At 37.7% G+C, this 25,157-nt stretch carries 13 protein-coding genes and 1 other RNA gene; 6 read left to right on the forward strand and 8 right to left on the reverse strand.

Going from position 1 to position 25,157, the window contains the following annotated elements:
- Positions 1 to 42 precede the first annotated feature (42 nt).
- From ACXACQ_RS21615 to ACXACQ_RS21625, 3 genes are all read left to right on the forward strand, one after another.
- Positions 43 to 441, forward strand: coding sequence for a hypothetical protein (locus ACXACQ_RS21615; RefSeq protein WP_474978085.1), 399 nt, complete (start codon positions 43 to 45; stop codon positions 439 to 441).
- 62 nt (positions 442 to 503) lie between these two features.
- Positions 504 to 894: RNase P RNA component class A (rnpB, locus tag ACXACQ_RS21620), an RNA gene on the forward strand.
- A gap of 78 nt (positions 895 to 972) precedes the next feature.
- Positions 973 to 2,133 carry a sigma-54-dependent transcriptional regulator gene (locus ACXACQ_RS21625; RefSeq protein ID WP_474978087.1) on the forward strand — a complete coding sequence of 387 codons (1,161 nt, stop codon included), beginning with the start codon at positions 973 to 975 and terminating at the stop codon, positions 2,131 to 2,133.
- Positions 2,134 to 2,281: 148 nt separating this feature from the next.
- Here ACXACQ_RS21625 and ACXACQ_RS21630 read toward each other — a convergent pair whose 3' ends face one another.
- Together ACXACQ_RS21630 and ACXACQ_RS21635 are read right to left on the reverse strand one after the other, a co-directional pair.
- Positions 2,282 to 2,731, reverse strand: coding sequence for a response regulator (locus ACXACQ_RS21630; RefSeq protein WP_474978088.1), 450 nt, complete (start codon positions 2,729 to 2,731; stop codon positions 2,282 to 2,284).
- 4 nt (positions 2,732 to 2,735) lie between these two features.
- A complete protein-coding gene (locus ACXACQ_RS21635) occupies positions 2,736 to 4,703 on the reverse strand; it encodes a sensor histidine kinase (RefSeq protein ID WP_474978089.1) in 1,968 nt (655 codons plus the stop codon).
- 414 nt (positions 4,704 to 5,117) lie between these two features.
- Between ACXACQ_RS21635 and ACXACQ_RS21640 the strand changes: the two genes are divergently transcribed.
- Both ACXACQ_RS21640 and ACXACQ_RS21645 read left to right on the forward strand, forming a co-directional pair.
- The gene (locus ACXACQ_RS21640) at positions 5,118 to 7,508 is read left to right on the forward strand and encodes a cellulase family glycosylhydrolase (RefSeq protein WP_474978090.1); all 2,391 of its coding nucleotides are present in this window, start codon (positions 5,118 to 5,120) and stop codon (positions 7,506 to 7,508) included.
- Positions 7,509 to 7,550: 42 nt separating this feature from the next.
- Positions 7,551 to 9,608 carry a cellulase family glycosylhydrolase gene (locus tag ACXACQ_RS21645; RefSeq protein ID WP_474978091.1) on the forward strand — a complete coding sequence of 686 codons (2,058 nt, stop codon included), beginning with the start codon at positions 7,551 to 7,553 and terminating at the stop codon, positions 9,606 to 9,608.
- 57 nt (positions 9,609 to 9,665) lie between these two features.
- Here the strand turns inward: ACXACQ_RS21645 and ACXACQ_RS21650 are convergent, their stop codons facing one another.
- The 6 genes from ACXACQ_RS21650 to ACXACQ_RS21675 all read right to left on the reverse strand — a co-directional run bounded on the left by ACXACQ_RS21650 (position 9,666) and on the right by ACXACQ_RS21675 (position 21,909).
- Positions 9,666 to 11,993: a glycoside hydrolase family 3 N-terminal domain-containing protein gene (locus tag ACXACQ_RS21650; RefSeq protein ID WP_474978092.1), complete on the reverse strand. Its 2,328-nt coding sequence runs from the start codon at positions 11,991 to 11,993 to the stop codon at positions 9,666 to 9,668.
- Between the two features lie 21 nt (positions 11,994 to 12,014).
- Complete coding sequence (locus tag ACXACQ_RS21655; protein ID WP_474978094.1) at positions 12,015 to 13,451, reverse strand: glycoside hydrolase family 30 protein; 1,437 nt, start codon at positions 13,449 to 13,451, stop codon at positions 12,015 to 12,017.
- A gap of 81 nt (positions 13,452 to 13,532) precedes the next feature.
- On the reverse strand, positions 13,533 to 16,307 hold the full coding sequence (locus tag ACXACQ_RS21660; RefSeq protein ID WP_474978095.1) for a cellulase family glycosylhydrolase: 2,775 nt from the start codon (positions 16,305 to 16,307) through the stop codon (positions 13,533 to 13,535).
- A 62-nt stretch (positions 16,308 to 16,369) separates the two neighbouring features.
- Complete coding sequence (locus ACXACQ_RS21665; protein WP_474978096.1) at positions 16,370 to 17,218, reverse strand: hypothetical protein; 849 nt, start codon at positions 17,216 to 17,218, stop codon at positions 16,370 to 16,372.
- A gap of 27 nt (positions 17,219 to 17,245) precedes the next feature.
- Entirely contained in the window at positions 17,246 to 18,781 is a 1,536-nt protein-coding gene (locus tag ACXACQ_RS21670) for a RagB/SusD family nutrient uptake outer membrane protein (RefSeq protein WP_474978097.1), read from the reverse strand.
- A gap of 26 nt (positions 18,782 to 18,807) precedes the next feature.
- The gene (locus ACXACQ_RS21675; RefSeq protein WP_474978098.1) at positions 18,808 to 21,909 is read right to left on the reverse strand and encodes a SusC/RagA family TonB-linked outer membrane protein; all 3,102 of its coding nucleotides are present in this window, start codon (positions 21,907 to 21,909) and stop codon (positions 18,808 to 18,810) included.
- A 347-nt stretch (positions 21,910 to 22,256) separates the two neighbouring features.
- Between ACXACQ_RS21675 and ACXACQ_RS21680 the strand changes: the two genes are divergently transcribed.
- The gene (locus ACXACQ_RS21680) at positions 22,257 to 25,154 is read left to right on the forward strand and encodes a triple tyrosine motif-containing protein (protein ID WP_474978099.1); all 2,898 of its coding nucleotides are present in this window, start codon (positions 22,257 to 22,259) and stop codon (positions 25,152 to 25,154) included.
- The last annotated feature ends 3 nt before the right edge of the window (positions 25,155 to 25,157 follow it).

Here is a 25,157-nt window from a genome sequence, read left to right on the forward strand (position 1 = left end):
TAATTTTTTCATAAATTAAAAGTAGAACTAAACGGATGTGCCATGGACTTAAACGCTTTTATGCAGAATTATGCTGTATCAATTGGAGGGGAATACTCTGAGTATGACAGCAAAACATCTATTATTATAGTGCCACTTGAAGACGAAAGATTTCAAACTGTACTTGGTAGACTAAAATACAACCCTCGCTATGACAGGCTGGTTATAGAATTTATATCTAAGGTATGTCAATTTTCAGAAACCCTAAATCTAAAGCTACTTTTAGAAGAAAATAGCACCCTCAACCATGCCAAGTTTGTAATTTCAGAAGAGTATATCAATGTAGTAGCCTCTAGTTTTGTAGATAGTGCTACCGAAGAGATTTTAAAAGAAATAATACAAGAAGTAGCTACCGTGGCCGATGAGTACGAATTTAAGCTAACGGGAGAAGACGTTCATTAATAAATTAACAAACAAATTCTACTAATATTCTTTAAACAAAAGTTTTAAGTAGCTTTGCAACAAATACAAGCTACCTTATCGCTTCGTGCCGTAAAGGTGCAGAAGAGGAAAGTCCGGGCAACATAGAGCATCGTACTTCCTAACAGGAAGGGTTCGTGCATAACGAATACAGCCAGTGCCACAGAAAACAGACTACCAGCTTGCTGGAAAAGGTGAAAAGGCGAGGTAAGAGCTCACCGCCCCGAGGGTGACCAAGGGGGCATGGTAAACCTTACGAGTTGAAAGGTCAAATAAGTCACACTAGCCTTGTGCTGCCAGGCTGCTCGCTTGGCTATTTGTAAAAATTGGTGTGATGGGTAGATCGATGGACCCCTGCAGTAATGCTTGGGCTAGATAAATGATAAGGCTCACTTTACGTGATGACAGAACCCGGCTTATAGGCTTGTATTTTTTTACTATTTTAATGATGGCATTATTTATGTTTAGTTACATTACAAATCAATACCATCATTATTTTTTAACCACACGGATATGCCTAAAATATTGATCATCGATGATGAGCAAAGCATCAGGAATACACTAAAAGAAATTTTGGAGTATGAAAACTATGAAGTGGATGAGGCCAAGGATGGAGAAGACGGATTAAAGAAACTCACTAAAGATAAATACGATGCTGCGCTTTGTGATGTAAAAATGCCTAAAATGGATGGACTTGAAGTACTCGAAAGAGTTCAAGCATTGGGCATAGAGACTCAGTTTGTAATGATAAGTGCGCACGGCACTATAGAAACAGCCGTAGAAGCTACCAAAAAAGGTGCCTACGACTTTATACAAAAGCCGCCAGATTTGAATAGGCTGCTGGTTACATTAAGAAATGCTTTAGACAAATCAACTTTAGTGAAAGAGACTAAGGTATTAAAAAAACGCATTTCTAAAACCTTTGACATAGTGGGTGAATCAGAGCCTATTATGCAGGTAAAAGAAACCATAGAAAAGGTAGCTCCTACCGAAGCTCGCGTTTTAGTTACTGGTGAAAATGGTACGGGTAAAGAATTGGTAGCTAAGTGGCTGCACGAAAAAAGTGGACGATCTAAAGGGCCTTTAGTAGAAGTAAACTGTGCCGCCATTCCTAGTGAATTGATAGAAAGTGAATTATTTGGCCATGAAAAAGGGGCTTTTACTTCTGCTGTTAAGCAGCGCATAGGCAAATTTGAGCAGGCCAATGGAGGCACTTTATTTCTTGACGAAATTGGAGATATGAGTCTTTCTGCTCAGGCCAAAGTATTGCGTGCCCTACAGGAAAACAAAATCACAAGAGTAGGCGGTGATAAAGAAATTAAAGTTAACGTAAGGGTAGTAGCAGCCACCAACAAAGACCTTAAAGCCGCTATTGATAAAAATGAGTTTAGAGAAGATTTATATCACAGACTAAGCGTAATTTTAATTAAAGTTCCTGCTTTAAGAGATAGAGCTGACGATATTCCCCTACTTGTAGATAAGTTTTTAAGCGATATTGCCAAAGAGTATGGTTCTAAGGTGAAGGATATTAGCCCTAAAGCCATCAGCTTACTACAAACACACAGCTGGACCGGTAATATAAGAGAACTCCGCAACGTAGTAGAGCGTTTAGTGATCATGTCGGGAGACACCGTTACAGAAGAAGATGTAGCAAAATATGCAGATATAAAATAAAGAAGAGCAGGTCACCCCTGCTCTTCCTTTTTAATAGTACCTTAGTTAGTAGCACTATCCATTGAATGGTAAATTGTCGATACTTTGTATCGCCTGTTCTTATTGTTAAGGTAAGACATTCTTCAGGGATTACCGCCTACTTTTTTCGTTAATGTTTTATTGCTGGTTTGTTGAGTAGCATCCAATACATGCCCAAGTCAGCTATTACTTTTGAAAAATCCTGAAAATTAACAGGTTTCACAATGTAGCTATTAGCTCCTAACTCATAACACTCTTTAATGTCTGGCTCTTCATTAGATGATGTTAAAATTACCACAGGAATATTTTTAGTCTGGTTATGCTCTCTTATTTGTTTTAAAATATACTGACCATTCATTTTTGGCAATTTAAGGTCCAAAAGAATCACTTTTGGATTAAACACCTCATCTGTAGATCTTTCAAACTTACCTTTAGCAAAAATAAAATCGAGTGCATCTTCACCATCATCTAAGTGCACCAACTTATTAGCCAGTTTGTGCTTTTTCAAGTTTCTTATTGCCAATTCCGCCTCATAGGGGTTATCCTCAATAAGAAGTATTTCCACTTCTTGTGCCTTCATTGTGTTATATAAGTTTTTTTAAGTACGGTAATTTCATGTAAAATGTAGCTCCTTTACCAACCTCAGCCTCAGCCCAAACCTTGCCTCCATGCCTACTGACAACCCTACTAACTATGGCCAGCCCTACACCTGTACCTTCAAATTCAGTAGGTTTATGCAGCCTTTGAAATACACCAAACAACCTATCAGCATATCGCATATCAAAACCAGCACCATTATCTTTAATGTAGTAAATCACCTCATCTCTACTTTTTTCTGAGTTGATTTCTATAATACATTGCTCTTTATTTTCAGAATATTTTAATGCATTACTAATGAGATTATACCAAACTTGCCTCATCATTCTTCGATCACAATATAAGTCCTCTATATTTTTAAGGTTGAATGTTATGCGCTCCTTATTACTTACTAACTCCAATTGCTCTTTAATAATTTCATCTAATAAAGGATTCATGTTCACTGCACTCCTATTTAGTTCGGTACGCCCTAGTTTAGAGAAGTTGAGCAAATCATCAATAAGTTTTCCCATCTTCTGAGCATTATCAGCTATTACTTTGAAGTGATTACTACAATCATCAGCCAGCATCTCCTCACAATCTTCTTCTATAATAGAAATATAACCATTAATAATTCTTAATGGAGCACGCAGATCGTGTGCTACGGTGTAGGTAAAAGATTCTAATTCTTTATTTAAGGATTTTATCTGATCCTCTGCTTTCTTTCTTTCACTTATATTGGTGGATAATACCGTAATACCCAAAATACTATCATCCTTTACTATAGGCGTGTATCTGGCCTCAAACCAATCTCTCTGATTTTGCCCCAATATTTCTTCTATCCGGTGGTTATCTCCTAAAAATGCCCTTTCTATGCTCAACCGAACTATATTTCGGTTATCATCACCTTTTACAATATCCCATATACTCGCCCCCATTTTCACTTGTGTGCCATAGGCCAATTCCATACCTGCAACAAAAGCATCGTTGAAATTAATAAGCTTGTACGACCTATCTATCGAAAAAATCATTACATCATCATAGCTATTTATAGTAGAGGTTAGTAGTGTATAAGCTAAACCAATTTCTTTCTGCGCTTGGTGCCTATACATATCAATTTTATTTAGCTGAAAAACATTGTACCAAAGGATAAATATAAATACAATGATAAGCGTGGTACAAAGCAGAGCATAACCGAGCTCAACACTCCAATCTACCTTCCAATAAAACCAAACCACTATATACCCACAAAGCGTGGTAACAATGAGTATGGCAGGTATAAAATACCTACTGATATAACCGCCTGAATATGGACTGGTAATTTCCTTTACCCACCCCGAATCATTAGTATAAAAGAGAACAGACAGAGCAAATAAAAAGAAACCGAATGCAGTATGAATGGCCATGGGCAAATAATGAAGCAACCCATAAAACTCATGAACTCTAAAAGTATAGCCTAACAATGAGAAATAGGCAAGAAAAAAAATGACTAGTGCCATGATCTGCACTGCAATTATTGAATTTTGATTCTTATTTCCCAGAAGGGCAATAATTAAGCCTGATAAAATAAAGGAAAGAGAAGTATTTGGAGCCATATTGCTAGACAAACTAAATTGTTCATCTCTAGCGATGGCACTTTTGTACAAGATTAGATCTATACGCTGGGTATGTACACCGAAAGACATTAAGAAGTGAAACAGACATGCAGATAGTAATATGGCTACCAAAAAATAACTTACTCTCTGAATATTTTCACGTTTATTTATATGCGCAGTATATGCTAAGGCGGTAATAATGAAACATACTGCAGTTAAAGGGTTCATGGCAACCAGCCCTGAAATAGGCCGCTTAATACTTTCAATATCAAACTGCCATCCTGTTATTACAAGTAGACCTAAGATTAAAAGAAAAACGATTATGTAACAAGAGTATTTCTTTAATCCTTTGCGCAATTGTGTACCTTCCTGTAATATCATATATCTTAAGGGCTAAATAACCGGCTCTGATTTAAGGTCTTCACATCGTTTATAACTTATCCAACTCAGCTCATCGTGTATAACTAAATATAGTAATTTTATTAGTTATACAAGTTAACATAAATCTTATTATTTATTATAAGATGTAAGTATTTAAGCTAAATAGAGCCACACAAGAATTGGCTTAGCCTAGCATGAACTTACTTTATGCTTCTGATAATTTCCTTCAAAAAAACATGATACAGATCCATATTGGGATTATAACAAAGGTTTTTGGGACTTTATTCAAAGTCCATTTGATCTTTCATTTCTACCTTTACCATATAATAACAAGCGCTCTAAACCAGAATAAACCTAACCATTTTATTGCTCATAAATGAGTGAAAAACCAAAACCTATTAATCATAAATTTTCATGAAAAAAAACTACTGTAATTTAACATTAAGTAATAGTGCCCTGCTATCAGCAAAACACTTATCACTTGTATTGGCTCTCCTTTTTTCCTTTTGCACAAAAGGAATATCTCAAGGGTGCAATGGTAATTATCTACACGCCTCGGGCAGCAAATTATTAGATGCAAACAACAATGAAGTAAGACTAACTGGCGTAAACTGGTTTGGCTTCGAAACGGCTAACAAAGCACCTCATGGCCTCTGGAGTAGAGATTGTAAAAGCATGCTATTACAAATAAAAGACTTGGGCTTTAACTGTGTAAGAATACCTTGGAGCAATGCCATTTTACAACCTGACGCCACCATGAGTGGTATTAGTAATGCACCCGTGGCCGATCCATATACCGGAATAAGCCCTTTAAATGCTATAGAGGCAACTTATGTTTCTCCCATTGCATTGTTAGACAAAATAGTGGAGTATTGCCAAGAACTTAACCTTAAAATTATATTAGACAATCACTCCCGAAACCCTGACGGTTATATTAGTGAAGAGCTATGGTACACAGCTTCGGTCTCGCATGAAAAATGGGTGGCAGACTGGGTATTTATGGCCGAAAGGTATAAAGGTTTAGATGCTGTGGTAGCTATGGATATAAACAACGAACCTCATGGTGCATCTCGTTGGGGAACAGGAAACCCTGCTAACGATTGGAGATGGGCAGCTGAGCAATGTGGAAATGCGATTTTAGAGGTTAACCCTGATGTTTTAATTATGGTAGAAGGGGTCGAAAATTATGCAAACGACACTTACTGGTGGGGAGGCAATTTACAAGGTGTAGCCCAATATCCTGTTCAACTTACCAACCCTAGCAAATTAGTATATTCACCACACGAATATGGCCCTACTGTTTTTGCTCAACCTTGGTTCGAGGATTCTGCTTTCCCTACTAATATGCCAAACATATGGGAAAAACAGTTTAATTATATCATAACCAACAACATTGCACCTCTATTTGCTGGCGAATTTGGCATTAAGCAGCAGGGAGGTAAAGATGAGGTATGGTTTGATACCTACCTCCAGTTTATGGGAGAGAAAGGTTATTCATGGACCTTTTGGTGCTGGAACCCTAACTCTGGCGACACCGGAGGTATACTTCAAGATGATTGGACAAGCATCAACCAATGGAAAGTAAACAAATTAATGCCTTACCTAGCTAACGAAATTCCTAATGGGGATGTTTGTAATACTGAATATTATACTATCACTGCTACAGCTAACAGTGGAGGCTCAATAACCCCGAGCGGCACAGTGCCAGTAGAGGCCAATGGCAGTAAAACCTTCAACATCACCCCTGCACTCGGTTATGCAATAAATAACGTGGTAGTTAACGGTGTGCCTCAAGGCCCAATTTCTACTTACACGTTCACAAATATTAATGCCAATGCCACTATTGAAGCTAACTTCGCACCAAATGACAACAACAACCATGCTCCGGTAGCGCAAATTAGTACTGAAAAAACTAGTGGTACGGCACCGCTAACCGTTTACTTTGATGGTTCTATGTCTACTGACACTGATGGAGATGATCTTAATTACCTCTGGTTCATAAACCAAGAACCAGTTGCCACTGCTCCTTCTTTTGAGCATACTTTCAATAATACAGGTGCATTCGAAATTTCACTACAGGTATCTGACGACAATGAAAGTAGTACAGCAGCCATTGTAATAACCGTAACCAATGATGATGATGAATGTAATATCAACGTGCCACAAACCTCACCGTTAAACTCTATTCAGCACACTTATAATCACATCTTCACTTCAGGCACTGGAGCTCCGGATTTAAGCCATGTAACTGAGTTTATATTCAACTGGGATTTAGCCAACAATGGCCTGCACCAAATGTCTATTCAAACTAATAATGGCGCACCCAACTGGTGGCTAGATTTGAAAATACACAGCACATATAGTCTTAATCAAGGTTCTCCTAGCTTGGTAATCGATGGATCGGGCATTATAGATGGAGATTATTGGGTAACTACTGCTGACAATGACCTCATTTTTGTAAGGAAAGATAATAGCTACAGCCTATATTTTTCTATTAACAATGTCCCCCCAACTTGCTTCCAAACTTTAAGAAGAGGACATACTCCGCCAGATGGCAAAAGACCAACAGTAAATGTCTATCCAAACCCTTTTACTAATGGAATAACGTTAGACATCACTAACATGGAATGTATTGAAAAACTAGAATTAATTACACCATTCGATGAAGTACTTTATACAATAGAAGGAGAAGAAATAACATCCAAAATAGAGCTAGAAACCTCACAGTTAAGCCCTGGAATACTCTTTGTAAAAGTATATACTACCGAAAAAATTAAATATATAAAATTATTAAAAACCAATTAATAACCCGCATCTCCTAAAAGAGGTGCACAACCTAATTCAAATATGATTAACACATTACCCACTTTAAAAAAATGGCAAAAGAGGCTATCTCTCGCGGCCATTTGTATTCTTAACGTATGCTTGGCAAATTCTATATTTGCCCAATCGCCCCTATCAGTAAATGGCAACAGAATCGTAAGAAACGGTGAGCCGGTAAGTTTCGCTGGCAATAGCTTTTTCTGGAGCAACACAGGATGGGGAGCCGATGGTTTTTACAACGCACAATGCGTAGACTGGTTGAAAAGCGACTGGGAAAGTACTATTGTAAGAGCTGCAATGGGCGTAAATGACGATGGCGGTTATCTTTACGACCCTGAAGGCAACAAAGCTCGTGTATTCAACGTGGTAGATGCAGCTATTGACAAAGGTATGTATGTAATTATTGATTTTCATTCTCATCAAGCACAAGACTACCAGTCACAAGCTATTAGTTTCTTTCAAGAAATGGCTACCAAATATGGCAACACTCCTAACGTGATCTACGAGATTTACAATGAGCCTGTTAACATTTCATGGAGTGGTATAAAGCCTTACGCTGAGGCCGTGATAGGAGCTATCAGAGCCATTGACCCTGACAATCTTATTATTGTTGGTACTCCAAATTGGTCTCAAGATGTAGATATTGCTTCTCAAAACCCTATAACAGGTTATTCAAATATAGCGTACACCCTACACTTTTATGCGGGTACACACAAGCAATACCTAAGAGATAAAGCTCAAACGGCTTTAAATAATGGTATTGCTTTATTTGTAACCGAATGGGGAACTGTTGAGGCTAGTGGCGATGGTGCAGTTGATACTAACGAAACTAACCTATGGATGGATTTCTTAAGAAACAACCACATTAGCCATTTAAACTGGTCTGTAAATGATAAAGCAGAAGGCGCTTCTATCCTAAATCAGGGTGCAAGCAAGTATGGAAATTGGTCTGCTTCTGATTTAACTGCTTCCGGCTCTTTTGTAAAAGGCATAATTAAAGGTTGGCCTAAATATGACGATGATGATGATGGAGGTGGTGACGATGACGAAGTGCACGATGCTTCATCACTTCATATGGAGGCGGAAGATTACGATAATATGTCGGGTGTACAAATAGAGACATGCTCTGAAGGCGGGCAAGACGTAGGTTACATCGAAAATGGTGACTGGATGTCTTATAACAACATTAAATTCCCATATTCAGGTAGCTACACCATCCAATACAGAGTGGCTTCAGAAAATGCTGGTGGTGTTATTTCAGCAGAACTTAACTCAGGCAGTATCAGTTTAGGAACTATTGATGTTCCTGCTACAGGTGGTTGGCAAAACTGGACAACTATCACACAAACCGTAACCGTGAATGCTGGCACTTACAGCTTTGGTATTAATGCTATTTCGGGAGGATGGAACCTCAATTGGATAAAGTTTTCGGCCAATGAAGCTATATTCTTAGAGGCAGAAAATTATACATATATGGATGGAATTCAAACAGAAACATGTAGTGAAGGAGGACTTAATGTTGGATATACTGATGCTGGCGATTGGATGTCATACGAAAACCTAACTTTCCCTTCAAGTGGTAATTACATTATAGAATATAGGGTAGCAAGTGAAACAGGTGGCACTATAGCAGCTGATTTAAATGCAGGCACTACTCAGCTTGGTTCTGTAGAAGTTCCTAATACTGGTGGATGGCAAAATTGGGTTACTATTTCTCAACAAGTTTACATACCAGGTGGCCAACAAAACTTTGGTATTTCTACACCTAATGGAGGCTGGAATCTCAATTGGATCAAAATATCTCCGGTCAACCTAGTAAGTAGCACAAAAACAGGCATGCAACTCGAAGAAAGTAAAAAGGTTAAGTTTTTCCCTAACCCAGCATCAGACAAAGTTCATTTGCTAGGAAACATGGATGGAGCAACAGTTAAGATCATTGATACCACAGGACAATTAGTAACAGAAAAGGAAGTTACAGGTAATACTATAGATATAGAGTTTTTACCTTCTGGTGTTTATCTGCTACAGATACAACTCAATGCCAATGACGAAATTCAAACTCAAAGATTAATTAAGAAGTAACAAAAAAGCCGCTCCAAATGGAGCGGCTTTCTCACAATCAAGACAAATAATTAATTATCAATTATTTAACTCGAATTTAATTTTTTGATCGCCCACTGTTAATTCAAATTCTCCTGCTTCGGTAATTGTCTTACCATCACGACCTACATAAGCAAGATCATCTGCGGTAAGTGTGAATTGGATCGTTTGTGTTTCCCCTGGCTTTAGGTTGATTTTCTTAAATCTTCTCAACCTTTTCACATCTGGTGTAATACTGCTGGCATACAAATCACTGGTAAATAAATGAATTACCTCTTTTCCTTCTCTATCTCCAATGTTGGTTAATTCTATTGAAACCTTAATATCATCTGTAAGCGCATAAGATGATTTATCTAATTTCAAATTTTTATACTCAAAAGAGGTATAACTCAAACCAGCTCCAAATAAAAACTGAGGATTGTAATCTGCTTCATAATTATAAACTCCTTCTGCCTTTTTTTGCTCTTCAGAGGGCTTATGAATATAAGAAATAGTAGCGTTAGGATATCTTGGGTATGTATAAGGCAGCTTTCCTGAAGGGTTTACATCTCCAAAAAGGATATCAGCCAAAGCGTCACCTCCAAAGTTACCAGGTAGGTAAGCCTGAACAACAGCTTTTGTTCCTCTTTCAAACCTGCTTATAACTCTAGGACGGCCTTCATTAAGGACTAATACCACTGGCTTACCTGTAGCTATTAATTTTTTAGCTAACTCTGTTTGGAGCTCAGAAATGTAAAGATCATTTAAATCTCCCGGCTTTTCGGTATAGGTATTTTCACCAAGGCATAATAGAATAACATCTACATCCTTTGCTGCTGCAACTGCCTCCTCCATTTTATCTACTTTTTCATCATAATATTTACCCTTGAAATCGTAGCTTACTCCTGGCACATAGGCCACTCTTTTCTTCCCAATCTCATTCTGAACTGCCTCCAAAATGGTATTATAATCACCAGCAAAATCTTCTACTCTATCTCCTTGCCAAGAATAAGTCCATGCACCATTGAGTGTTCTCATAGAGTTAGCATTAGGTCCAGTTACTAATACCTTTGACTTTTTACTAAGTGGAAGAATATTATCCGTGTTCTTTAACAAAGTAATGGACTCGGCTGCCATATCGTATGATGCCTTTTCAAATTCTTTGCTTCCAAATTTAGGGTAATCTTTAATGTTGGTAGTTGGCACCTCAAAGAGGTTAAGTGCATATTTCACCTTAAGAATACGTGTAACAGCATCATCTATGCGTTCCATTTTCACTTCACCATCTTTCACCAATTCCACAAGACCTTCGCAGAAAACTTCATATTGGTACGGTATCATGGACATATCAATACCTGCGTTAATAGCAAGCTTAATTGCTTCTTTGTCTGTAGCTGCAATCCTATCTCTTCTATGCAAGTTTTCAATATCAGCCCAATCTGTTACTACTAATCCTTCAAAGCCAAGCTCTTCTTTCAACAACTTAGTTAGTATATCATAGTTAGAGTGCACAGGCACGCCATTAATAATACCCGAATTTATCATTACTGTATGAGCACCGGCATCAACAGCAGCCTTGAAAGCAGGCAGGTGATATTCTCTAAGTGCCTCTGGAGAGATGTAAGAAGGAGTACGATCTTTACCTGACACAGCAGCATGGTAGCCCAAGAAGTGCTTTAAACTCGCAGCCACGTGTGTAGGATTACCAACATCATTGTCTTCACCCTCATATCCGTTAATCACCTGTACGCCAAGCTGTGTACATAAGTAAGGGTCTTCACCAAAAGATTCCCACATTCTTGAAAATCTAGGATCGAGACCTAGGTCTAGCACTGGCGAAAAATTCCAAGGGATAGAACTTGCTCTTGTTTCATAGGCAGTAATTTCAGCACCTTTTCTTACCAATGCCCTATTTCTACTTGCTCCTTGTGCTATTTGCTGCGGAAGCATAGTAGCACCCACAGTATAGGTAGCTCCATGTATTTCATCCACCCCATAGATAACTGGTATTTTTAAGCGCGTATCCTTAATGGCTACATCCTGCACTCCTTTAATAATCTCATACCACTTTTCTGGAGTCAATGCTTTGTTACTAGCTGTATTCAAAACAGAACCTATATGATAATCTACTAATACCTTCTTTAAGGCTTCTGGATCTAGCTCAAATGGCTCATAGCTAGAATATCTGTTATCTCCTTTGGTTACTACATCCAAGGTAACTTGAGCCATCTGCCCTACTTTTTCCTCTAAAGTCATCTCTTTGACAAGAGCTTCTACTTTATCAGAAATTTCAGCATCTGAAAGAGCCGCCTTTTCCTTTGTTTGACTTTTTACAAAAGGCATACCTGCTATGCACAGGCATGCTGTTAAAATTCCTTTTTTCAGCATTTTAGATTATTATATTAAGTTTTATTGGTTGTAAACGTAAGTACCAACAGCTCCTGCTGTCAATTGGCCCTCAATAAAAGAATTATTAATATTTAATGCAAAAGACTGCTCTGTTGCTGAGTTATTTAATACAATAATTACAATTTTATTATCGGGTGTTTTAAAAGATACGTTGAGTAAATCATTAGAGTTACCCGATTGTATTCTTACCGCACCAGGCCTCACATATTTTGATGCATGAGCAATGATATAATATGCAGGGTTTAATGTCAAATCATCTCCATCTATAGTTAAAGCTCCTAAGCATTTATCACACCCACCTGCAGTATGCGGCTCATAATTGCTATCGGTAGCTAAGTTCCACTCCAATACTGTTTTACACCAATTTCTTGTGGCTCCAATTATCAGCTCTTTAGTATGCCATTTTATATCATTGCCAAAATCGCCAGGCGCTCCTATCCACTGCTCTGTAAAATATAGGTTTTTGTCTGGAAACTCCTCATGAACTTTACTTAACTCATCAATAGCGCCTCCATATAAATGAAAAGCTGAACCATCTACATATTGAGCTGCAGCAGAGTCTCTTAGTATAGTTAAAGGATAATCTATTCTATCGGCATTGTGATCATACACAATAATCTTGGTTTTGATACCTTCAGCTTTAAACAATGGACCTAGGTGGTTCTTCACAAACTCCGCTTGCTGCTCAGCTGGCATCAAAAGACTAGGATTATTTCCTGGGTGCAAAGGCTCATTCTGAATAGTGATAGCATCAAGAGCTATACCGTGGCTTTTCATAGCCTTTATGTATTTTACAAAATAATGAGCGTATGCATTATAGTACTTGGGGAGTAAACTTCCTCCTTTAGTATCATTATTATCTTTCATCCATGCTGGTGGAGACCAAGGGGAACCCAATATTTTTATATCAGGATTAACCGCCAATATCTCTTTTAACAAGGGCACTAAATGTAAAGTATCCTGAGCTAGACTAAAATTTGAAAGTTCTTCATCCACCTGTCCATCAGGCAAATCATTATAAGAAAAAGGCATGGCGTCCATATCAGAAGCTCCAATACTAATTCTTAAATAGCTAACGCCAATAGCACTACTATCTGTAGAAAATAGATTGGTCAACATTTGGTGTCGTGCCTTATCAGACATATTATGCATGTGCATAGCACTACCTCCGGTGAGTGAATATCCAAAACCATCTATCTTCTGATATTGAGTATCCGAGTTTACCTTTATCCACTTATCTTCACTGAGGGCAGTGGTATCTTCAACTTTTAGGTTTTGGTGTGCCAAAAGCATGCTCTTGTCAGCAGTAGTTACCATAGCAAATGCCTCTCCTAATCCACTATCGTTATTCGATTCAGCTTTATCAACTGCGCACGATACATTCATTAGCAACGCTACCGTTGCTCCTAACATTAATCTCGTTCCTCTTTTTTTCATCTCTTATTATTAAATAAAAAAGCGCTTTACTATGTGTAATACTACATCATGTAAAGCGCTGCAATCATCCTTAACTATTCACTACTTAATTAAGATTTTTTGTACTACAGATCCATTTCGAGCCTCTACATGAATAAAGTATAAACCAGGAGAAAGCTTTTCATTAATCTCAACACTTTTAGCATTCTTCTGCGGCTTCATTTTCACAAGCTTTTTACCAGCCGAATCAGTAATAGTTATTTTTTCAGGTGTTTCCACCTCAGGCCATTTTATTTCAAATGCTCCCGATGACGGGTTTGGATATGGTAAATATGCACTACTATCTAATGCATGTTTAATACCCACACCTGTAGGTTCATTTTCATACATAAAATTAAACTCTAGCCAATTGATGTTAAATTGAGATGCCGTAGCCTCCAATCTTATTTTATAAATCCCCTCTGGCAAGTAGGCTCTAGAGCCTGTTTTGGTCTCCCATTCCTGCCACCCTCCGGTCTTCTGAAAATAAACCTCACTTACCTTGGTCAGCTCGTCATCATTAGCAATGGTCTGCAGTTTCAATGAGCCTCCTGCACTTTCTGAAGCCACATTGTAATTAACTTCATAAAAACCTGCTTGAGTTACATATACCAAATAAACCAGATAATCACCAACATCGGTATGCCCCATATCACTGCTTCCATCACTTGCTCCCTCTATCTCAAAGCCATTATTTTCTATAAATGCTTCAGCTTCCATTTTACCAGGAATAGAATGCGGAACATATCCTCCTGCTACATTTACCACTACATTTTGATCTTTGAATTTGGCCAATTTCACAGCGTCAACAGTTTCTATACCTGTGCCTGTATAGCTTACCAAAACCTCATCTCCATAAAATATAGAATCAGCTAATGTAATGGCTATTTTATTTGCATTACTTTCAACCAAGGCTACATTAGAAATGGAGGTAATCTCTCCGTTAATAGTAACTGTGATATCCCCATTATTATCAACTACTTTAAAACCTTGATTGTAGGTTAAAGTAATAAGTTTACTACCATGAGTACTTGTGGCGGCATATAATTTAGGCTGCGCCTCAACCACTACCGGACCTGAGAATTTCAACGTACTTAAATTGAAGCCTCCCTGATCTATGTTTAACTTCACCTGATGCCGCCCTTTTGGCAAATAAATAGATTGATAAGTGGTATTTTCCCAGTTTTGATAACCTCCCGTTTCAGCCAGGCTAAAAATTTCTGTTGCTAAAGTTCTATCCACACTAAATGAGGCTTTTCCTCCGCCCTGACTAGCAGTTCTCACCTCTACATTATAGTTACCCGCATCTACAATATCTAAAGTATATATGAGCCATTCTCCATCGGCAGTCCAGCCTATGTTGTACCCATTAGACTCTTTATCTTGACTCCACTCAATATCAACGCCATCATTTCTATAGGCATACCCTGAATTCCAAGCACTGCCACCAGCATTACCTGAAGTATTAGAGGCCACTTCATCGAAATAAGCCACTCCATTTTGCCCAAGATCAAAATCTACAGCATATACAATATTGTCTCCGCCTTGAGTAATTTCATGTTTAACATAAGGTTTTGTTTCTGTAGTATATGGCTGTCTGGTAAGCGCATCTACCACATCAAGATGATATACGGCATTTTCTATTTTGGTATCTTCTGCCAATTGCATTAAACCTGCATAAGCAGTTTCTACACTAGGTTTCTGATTGTTAGTTTTATCTGCCCAATAATTTAATATTTCCTGATACTGATCATTACTATTTATTTGTAATGGATTGCTACTTCCCATTTTTTTCAATGGCCACCAAGACCAACCTACTCCGTTCTCTTCCACCAATTTAATAGCATTAGTAAACCAGTTATTAGAGTTTTCGCCCGTTTCTCCTAACCAGATGGGCACGTTTCTATTCTTGCCTAAATCCAGTACTCCTCTTATATCTCCTACATAGTTTCCATTCCAATATTTATGAAAGCTTAAAACCAGGTTATCATCCCACAAGGTGGGTAAACCATTATAATTATTACCCCAGCAATTGCCCTCAATAATGATGATATGGTTACTGTCTACCTCTCTAATGGCGGTAGTAATTCTTTTTTGCAAATCCCACAGTGGTTCATTTTTACCTTCGGCACATCCATTAGGATCAGCTTCGTGGTCAGTAAACCCCCAATTGGGTTCATTTATAATGTCATAGCCTGCTATCATAGGTTCATCCTTATAGCGTTCGGCAAGTTTTTTCCATAGCGCCACCATCTTATCCTGATTGGCCTCACTCTCCCATAAAGACGGTTTGCTAGGGTCATAATCGTTAATATCAGCATTTTCTCCCTGCCCACCAGGCGCAGCATGCAAGTCTAATATTAAGTACATGTTATTGGCTTTACACCATGCTAATAGGTTATCAGTTAATTCAAAGCCTTTATCTATCCAAGTGATCTGCCCTTCTACAGGCTCATCTTCGATAGGTGGTGTAAATAATTTATAGTGCATAGGTAGACGGATCATATTAAATCCCCATGATGCTAGGGAGTCAACATCAGTCTTAGTGGTGTGGTTAGCCAGCCAGGCGTTGTAAAATTCTTCGGTTTTCTCCTCACCTATCAAATCTTGAATATCCGCTTTGATTTGATACTGAGCACCTCCATTAGGCACATTTAGCATGTAGCCCTCTTGAAGCATCCAGCCGCCAAGGCCCATGCCTCGCCAGATTATCGATTTTCCTTCATCATCAACAATTTGCCTACCTTGGGTCTTTAAAAAATCCTGTGCTGATATTGAATGGAGAGACAATAAAATTAAAGAGAGAGAATATATAAATAGTAAATGTCTTGTTTTCATATAGGAGTCGGTTTAAAGAAAATGGCCAGAGAAAACCTCTGGCCAAATTGATTTAAAGTATATTATTTGTAAGCTCTCAAGCGAACATTATCAATAGAAATACCTCCTTCACCTAAATCTTTATTAGTACCTGTCTTAATTAATACATAAATAGTACCTGACTCATCGAAGGTTACTTGTCCTCTTTTACCTACTAAAGATCCTGCACAACCTAAATAAGCTAAATCTCCTTCAAATGGTGAGTTACCACATCCATTCCAAGTATTAAGGGCTATTCTATTACCTCCATCGCCATAATCATTACCTGCTTTTGGTTCCTCTTTTCCAAAGTAAACCTCAAGCCAAGTATCAGTTGCTCCTTCTCCAGAAACATCTGCTGAAAAAGTATACTGTTTACCTGCTTCAACTTGAACTGCCTGATAAATAGCTGCATGTCCACCTTCAGTACCTGATGCAACCATTTTACCATCTTTTAAAGCCCAATCCACATTAGAATTTGCTGCTATAAGTATCTTAGTCCAATAGTCAAAAGCATCTGCTCCCATTTCGCTACCTTCTAAGAAATTAAAGAAATTAGGATCATCTTGAGTTACCTCTACTTCCTGAACATCAGTAGTATCGGCACCAGCCTCTGTTACTGCCACCATTTGAATTTTATAGGTGCCTTTATCAGCATAATAGGCAGATTCCGTTTGATTACCAGGAGCAAAACCACTACCGTAATTCCAATAAGTTATGAACGAACCTGGTGTAGTATTAATTAAAGTAAAAGTATTAGGTTCATCAGCCTTTTCAACTGTGAACGTAGCTTCAGGAATTTCTCCCAATCCCATATCTTCATCATCAGGAGTACAAGCATAAAGGCTTGCTATACCTAGCAGCGGTAGTATATATTTATTTATTAATTTCATCTGAAAGAACTTAAAGTTTATAATTTTTTAATAGGCAGGATCCTGCACAAGACTAGTGTTATTAAGCTCCAATAATGGAATAGGTAAAAATTCATGTTTGCCTTCTGTGAAGCCCATATCACCTAATACAGTAGCCGCTCTGCCATTTCTCACCAAGTCAAACCACCTCATACCTTCACCAGCAAGCTCTAACCTTCTTTCGTTTAGCACTACATCAATATCAGCTACAGTTACAGAGTCAGCCCCTACTCTATTTCTAACAGCATTTACTAAATCTAATGCTCTACCAGTAGTACTTCCTCCTCCTCTTACAAGAGCTTCCGCTTCTAATAAATAAACATCAGCTAAACGGATTTCATAAGTATTTTGTGGGAAGTTCAATTCGTAGTTACCTCCACCTGTAGACTGATTTTCTTTTTTCCCTGAGAATTTTGCTAAGAAATAACCTGTATTATCATAACCAGGATTATAGGTTACTGCTCCCGCAGTTGCCAAGCTATCAATATTATAAATGGTGTATTTATATCTTGGATCGTATTGTCCATTTTTAACAAATGCATTGACTAAACTTTCCGTTACAGGGTTAAAGCTCCACCCCGCAACTAAGTCTGGAGCATCTACCTCAGGGTCTGTTTTACTGTACCCTCTTGGCCCTACCAATATGTTCATTAAGTTACCTTCAGAACAAGCCACACAATCCCAAACACCATTTGAGGAATTTGTATGCGAAACTTCGAGTATAGACTCACTATTAAACTCATTTCCTACTAAAAATAAGTCCCTGAAATTGGGTAATAAACTATAGCCTAACGGGCTAGGTGCGCCAGGGGTACCGTTTACTTTAGCAAATTGCTTAGCAGCATCATCAAATTGGCCTTGTTCCAGATATAATTTACCCAATAAAGTATAAACCACGGCTTTTGAAACGCGCCCTAATTCATCATCAGCAGTTACCATATCAGGTAAATCAGCTTCGGCAGCTAATAAGTCAGCTTCAATAAAATCAAATATAGTTTTTCTATCTACTTGCTTTACATCATATACCTGATCAAAAGGTATTGGCTTATCCATAAGAGGTATGTTCTTAAAGAACCTGATCAAATCAAAGTAGAAGAATGCTCTTAAACATCTAGCTTCAGCAGTAAACCTTGCTTTTGTTTCAGCATCCATATCAATATTTGGAAGCTTATCTAACAATATATTAGCTCTGTAAGCTCCTTGATATCCTTTTGACCATAAACCTTCTTGCGGTCCTTTAGATGGATCAAGAGTATAGTTATTCCACACTTGGAAATTAGTGATATCAGAAGAAGAACCTCCTCCTGCATAAAAATCATCAGAAGCACTATTAATAGCAGGTAATTTTGCTATATAACCACTAGTGGTAAAACCTACTACGTCATACACAGCCACAAGAGCAGCATAAGCCTGATCTTTTGTTTGGTAATAATCTTCTTCCACAGCCTTACCTCTAGGCTCTACTTCTAAGAAGTCTTCAGAGCAACTTCCTGCCAGCATTATAAAGGCAAAAAGTAGAGGGATATATATTAATTTTTTATTCATGTTATGCATGATTTATAAGTTCTTAATTAAAATCCAATGTTTACACCTAACATAATTGATCTCGCTTGAGGATAAATACCTCTATCGATACTCATAACACCACCACCAATTTCGGGATCGTACCCTGTATATTTTGTAAAAGTGATTAGGTTTTCGGCCATTAAATAAACTCTGGCGCTGTTCATGCCTACTTTAGAAATGGCACTTACAGGTAAGTTATAACCGAACTGGATGTTCTTAATTCTGAAGTAATCTCCGTCTTCTAAATAAAAGTCAGAAGGGTTAGTGAAATTATGATTAGGATCTCCATCCACCAACCTTGGATAACTATTAGTAGAACCTTCACCGGTCCATCTGCCTAAAGCTTTAGTTTGGTAGTTAGAAGTAGGAATATCAAGTCTTCTTAAACCTTGGAAAATTTGGTTTCCAGCTACTCCTTGTCCAAAAATCATTAAATCAAAGTTTTTGTACTCTGCTGTAAAAGTTATACCATAAGACCAGTCAGGAATAGGGCTACCAATATACTGACGATCCTCTTGAGTAATACCATCTTTACCGTCAGTATCTTCCCAAATGAAATCCCCTGGCTTAGCATCTGGCTGAATTAAATTCCCTTCACTATCCTTATAGTTTTGAATTTGCTCTTCGTTCTGGAATACACCTAAAGTTTTAAATCCATAAAATGAATTTACTGCCTGACCAACCGCTGTTCTTGTGATAGGGTATGTGCTTGCTTGGAATGACTCTCCTCCATCTAAGTATGCTACATTACCGTACAACTTAGTTACTTCATTTTTCAGGTACGATACGTTACCCGTTAACCCTAAATTAAAATCTCCAACTTTTCTTTTATATCCAACTTCTAGTTCTAGCCCCATATTTTCCATATCGGCCGCATTTCTGGCTGTGTTGCCCACTGTACCATAAAAAGCAGGGATTCTTGGATACTGAAGAATACCTTTAGTAGTCTTCTTATACCAATCGAAAGTAACTGTAACATCGTTTAAAACCGTAGCTTCAAAACCTACGTTGGCTTGGGTAGTTTCCTCCCACTCTAAATCACTGTTACCTGGCGCATCAGGGCTCCAGCCTTGAGAATAAGTACCTGTATTACCAATAGTATAGTTTCTTCCTGGGCTAATGGTTAATAAATAGCCAAAGTCTCCTATATTATCATTTCCTACCACTCCATAGCTACCTCTAATTTTCAAGAAGTTTACAATATCGTTTTTAGGGAAGAAGTTTTCTTCAGATGCAACCCAACCTAATGACCCAGAAGGGAAATATCCATATTTGTTGTCTTTACTGAATCGAGAAGATCCGTCTCTACGTACTGTAGCACTGAATAAGTATTTTTCTTTGTAGTTATAGTTAACACGTGTAAAAAGTGAACTTACCGCATGATCAATATTTTCATACCCTCCAGGGTTAGTGTTTATAGGAGCCGTGTCAAAATTTAATGACGCATCATCAAAATTATCTACTGGCAAATTATAATACGTTACGTTTACTCCTCTAGACCTATTGTCCAAATATGCTCCTTGGCCTAATAAAACACTAAAGTTATGATCTCCTATTACTTTGGAATAAGATACTGTGTTCTCTAAGTTCCAGTCTAACTTCCTATTATCACCCCTGTTAAATGAGTTTTGACCTGTATTAGTAGATCCGTTTAAGTAATACACAGGAGTAAAAGTTTCATCTCCCCAAAATGCCAATTTAGCACCCACTGTAGTTCTGAATTTTAACCCTTCTATAGGCTCAGCCTCTGCATATACGTTACCCACTATATTATCAGACCAGTTATAGTTGCCCAGCCTGGTTTGCACATAAGCGGCAGGGTTAGTTATTTCATTTACCACATATGGCGAAATAGCATAAGGATTGCCATTGGCATCGCGTACTGCTCCATTGTAATTATCATAAGCTGCTGCTTCTTCAGGATCAGTAATTACAACAGGAGTAATAGGGTCTAAATTAATAGCTGAGCTTAATGGCCCCCCAAATTCACTGTTAGTATTGCCTAAACCAATGTTTTTCTCCCTTGAATAACCTAAGTTTTGCCCCACTTTTAACCATTTGGCCAATTTATGAGTTGAGTTTAACCGTATGTTATACCTTTTGTACTCAGAAATATCAGTAGTAACAATACCTTCTTGATCTAAGTAGCCAAATGATAAATAGAAAGTAGAAACATCATTACCTCCACTAATACTTACTTCTTGGTTTTGACGTCTGGCATCATCGTTAAATATTAAATCTTGCCAGTCGGTTCCTTGTCCGAAAGATTGAGGATTCTGAAATACTACACCATTGCCAGCTGCTAAGGAAGCCTCGTTTCTTAGAGTAGCATATTCTGTAGCATTTAATAAGTCTAATTTGCGAGCAGCTTGTGATACACCATAATATCCACTGTAATTAACATTTAGCTGTCCTGACTTACCCTTCTTAGTAGTCACCAAAACTACACCGGCAGCCGCTCTTGCTCCATAAATTGCTTGCGAAGCAGCATCTTTCAACACTTCAATAGACTCAATATCTGATTGATTTAAATAACCGATACCACCGTTATCAACCACTACACCATCAACCACCCATAAAGGGTCGTTATTATTCAATGAAGTAATACCACGAACTCGGATAGTAGCGGCCGAACCAGGCTGACCTGAGTTAGCAGCTATGGTTAAACCTGAAGTTCTTCCTTGCAGAGCCTGCCCTACGTTATTAATTGGCAAAGACTCAAGATCTTCCGCATTAACACTTGTAATAGCTCCGGTTACTACCTTTTTCTTTTGTACACCGTAACCTACCACTACTACTTCTTCAAGAGTTTCAACATCTTGACCTAAAGAAACATTAAAATCAGTTTGTGTTCCCACAGGCATTTCCTGGGTCATGTAACCGATATAAGAAAAAATCAAAACATTATCAGGTGAAGCCTGAAGTGTAAAGGCACCGTTAATGTCTGTTACCGTACCTTTAGAAGTGCCTTTCAAAAGAACACTAACTCCAGGAAGCGGCTCGGCAGTCTCCTCATCTAACACTCGCCCTGTAATAGCGGTAGATTGGGCCATTGCCCAATGTGTCAGAAATAAGAAGCCTAACAATATGTAGCATTTTATTCTCATACATGTAAGAATTTAGTTAAAGAATGATTTAAACGAGGTTGTGATTTCAACAAACGTTTGCAGTCACAAACTCAACTTCAATGGTCAAATCTATTCTTATAAATAATTGTTCTGCAATCGATTACTACACTTTAACTACATCTATAATACAATGCACTACGTTTTAATCACGTCAAATACATATAAAACATTGTAAATCAGATCATTAATGTTAATTTTATATGAGATTTTAAAATAAGATAAGCATGTTAGTTTCTTATCTATTTAAAACGTTTTATTTTCGCATATAGAACTTTTTATATAGAAAAAGGCTTTAGTTTATCTGTAGAAGGCTAATGAAAATATTAATGAAGTATAACTATATCACTAAATACTGGCTTATAACTGCCTTAATATTTATAAATGTACTTCCTGTTTTTGGCCAGATAGCTCCGGAGTTACTCTCAGGAACCCCCTCTTTTACACATTATACCCGATCTGACTTTAAAGCCGATGCCCAATTCTGGGTGGCGTGTGAGGATGAAAATGGCATACTGTACTTCGGAAACAATGATGGTGTATTAGTTTATGACGGTGAAAGGTGGTCTAAAGTAACCTTACCAAACAACTCATCTATAAGATCGCTGGCAGTAGACTCCACCGGCAATGTATTTGCTGGCGGATTCAACGAGTTTGGTCTAATTAAACACCATGATAATGGCGAATATTACTATCAATCTTTATTCGATTCCTTAAAATTTCAGGATTCAAAAATAGAAAACCTATGGCAGGTTAATATAATTAATGGTACAGTCATTTATCGAAGTTTCTGGAAGCTTATTGCTATTACCGGCCAAAAGGTAACTAAACTACCCGCACTTAATGTTTTTGTAAAATCATTTACAGTAAATGGTAATTACTACGTACAAGACATCACCAAAGGCATATTTAAGCTCGATTTTAACCAAATGCGATTAGTGCCCGCATTTGTAGGAAATGACTTAGTAGCTCATAAGCAAATTATTTCTTTGCAGCCATATCACCTACCCGATAAGCTAATGGCTATTACTAAAGAAGGTAGCGTAATGCTCATAGACAAGCAAACGGGCGAATGTAGCATACACCATTACCTGTTTAAGCCTGAAGAAGGTAATCAGGTAGAAAATGTTATTAAAGCGGGCAATAATCTATACATAGCCACACTAAGCACTGGCATTCTCACCACTGATCTGGATGGAAACCTTATTAAGGAAACAAGAAATTTTAAACCAATAAGTAATAAGAGTATACTTAATCTTTTTGCCACACAAAAAGGTGATGTGTGGGCCCTACTCAATAATGGCCTTTATTGTTTTAATTTCAATTCTCCCATCAATACGGTATTCGAAGGGGCATCTGTGTACGATGTTTTGCTTCATCATAATAAAATGTACATTGCCACTAATCAAGGGATATTCTACAATGATTTTAGCACCAAGTCTTCTCGCTACAAGAAATTAAAAGATTTGGAAGGCCAGGCTTGGTCCATTAAGGCTTTCAAAAATGATATAATAGTAGGCCATGACAAGGGGCTGTATCAAATAAAAGAAGACAAAAGCATAAAAATTGGAGACTTTAGCGGCATATGGAAATTAATCCCCACTTCTAAATCACCCAATTTATACATAGCTGCGAGCTATAGCGGCATGTATGTGGTAGAAAATAATAATGGCACTTGGAAGGCTCTGCACAAAATTAAAGGTTTTGAAGAATCTAGCAGAGACATTATAGAATCTGATACCCCCGGTACGTACTGGGTGTGCCATGGTTATAAAGGGGTTTTTAGAATTACGCTAGACAAGGAATACACCAGAGTGATTTCCTTTGAGCATTTCACAACTCAAAACGGTTTCGAGTCGCCATTTAGCATTAACGTTTACCGATGGAACCATCAAATTGTATTTACCACCAATCAAGGAATTTACACATACAATTCGCAAAAAAACCGCTTTGAACCATATGATAAGCTAAACCATATATTAGACCCTAGTAAAAATACTCGAACGCTCATTGAAGATAAAAATAGAACATGGTTTGTTGCCGATGATCAGCTAGGTTATTTTAATGCATCGGACAGCATACTCCATACTGATTATTTTTTAAGGTTTAAGGGCACATTTAATCGCGGCATGGAATGCATCCACCCTATGGGAGATGATAACGTGCTAGTAGGAACCAATACAGGTTTATATAGAGTAAACATAGGCTATCAGAGCCCCAACCTAGCATCAAATACCATCATCACCAAAGGTATCTATAGCATTGAAAATGACATGAGCTACCTTCCTGTATTCACTCAGTCTAACTTTGAGCTGGCGAATAAAACTACTAGCCTAAGGTTTGACTTTGCAGCACCCCAATTACATAACAATGGAGAGATTCAATACAGCTACAAATTGAACCCAATTGATGAAGAATGGTCTACCTGGCAGTCTATACCCTATAAAGAATATGCTCACCTTAAATCTGGCAATTACCAACTAAAAGTAAGAAGCCGTAATATGGTAGGGGTAAAAGGGAACGAAACCAATATTAAGTTCAGAATAAAACCGAAATGGTATCAAACCGTGTGGGCCGTTTTAAGCTATTTCTTTATCGGCATTGTAGCTATTTTGGTTACTATCAAGTATGTAAAGAAAAAGATTGAGAAAGAAAATCAAAAGACACGAGCCGAAGAGCAAAAAGAAAAAAAGCTGCTAGAATTAGAAGTAGAACGACTAAAATTAAAAGCAGAAAAAGAAAAAATCAATAAAGACAAGGCTTCTCTTCAAGAAGACATCATCATCAAAAGTAAAGAGCTGGCAAATTACACCATGCTATTGGTGAAGAAAAAAGACATTTTTGCCGAGATTAAAGAGGACATAAAAGAAATAAGAAGCTCTGTAAAAAATGAAGGGTCTCGTAAAAAGCTTCAAAAGGTTTATAGCAAACTAAACCAACACGCTATAGGAGAAGAATACATGCATATTTTTGAAACCAATTTCGAAAAAGTGCATCACCATTTTTTAACTAACCTAAAAAAATCATTCCCTAATTTATCTCAACGAGAGCTTAGACTTTGTGCATTTATAAAAATGAACCTTACCAATAAAGAAATATCGCCATTGCTCAATATTTCTGTTAGAGGGGTAGAAACTGCGCGTTACCGAATACGCAAAAAATTAAACCTTGAATCAGAACATAATCTGGTAGAGTTTCTCGAAGGTTTATCTGATGATGAAAGCTAAAAT

It is taken from the genome of Fulvivirga sp. AWR4_260 (assembly GCF_056158185.1).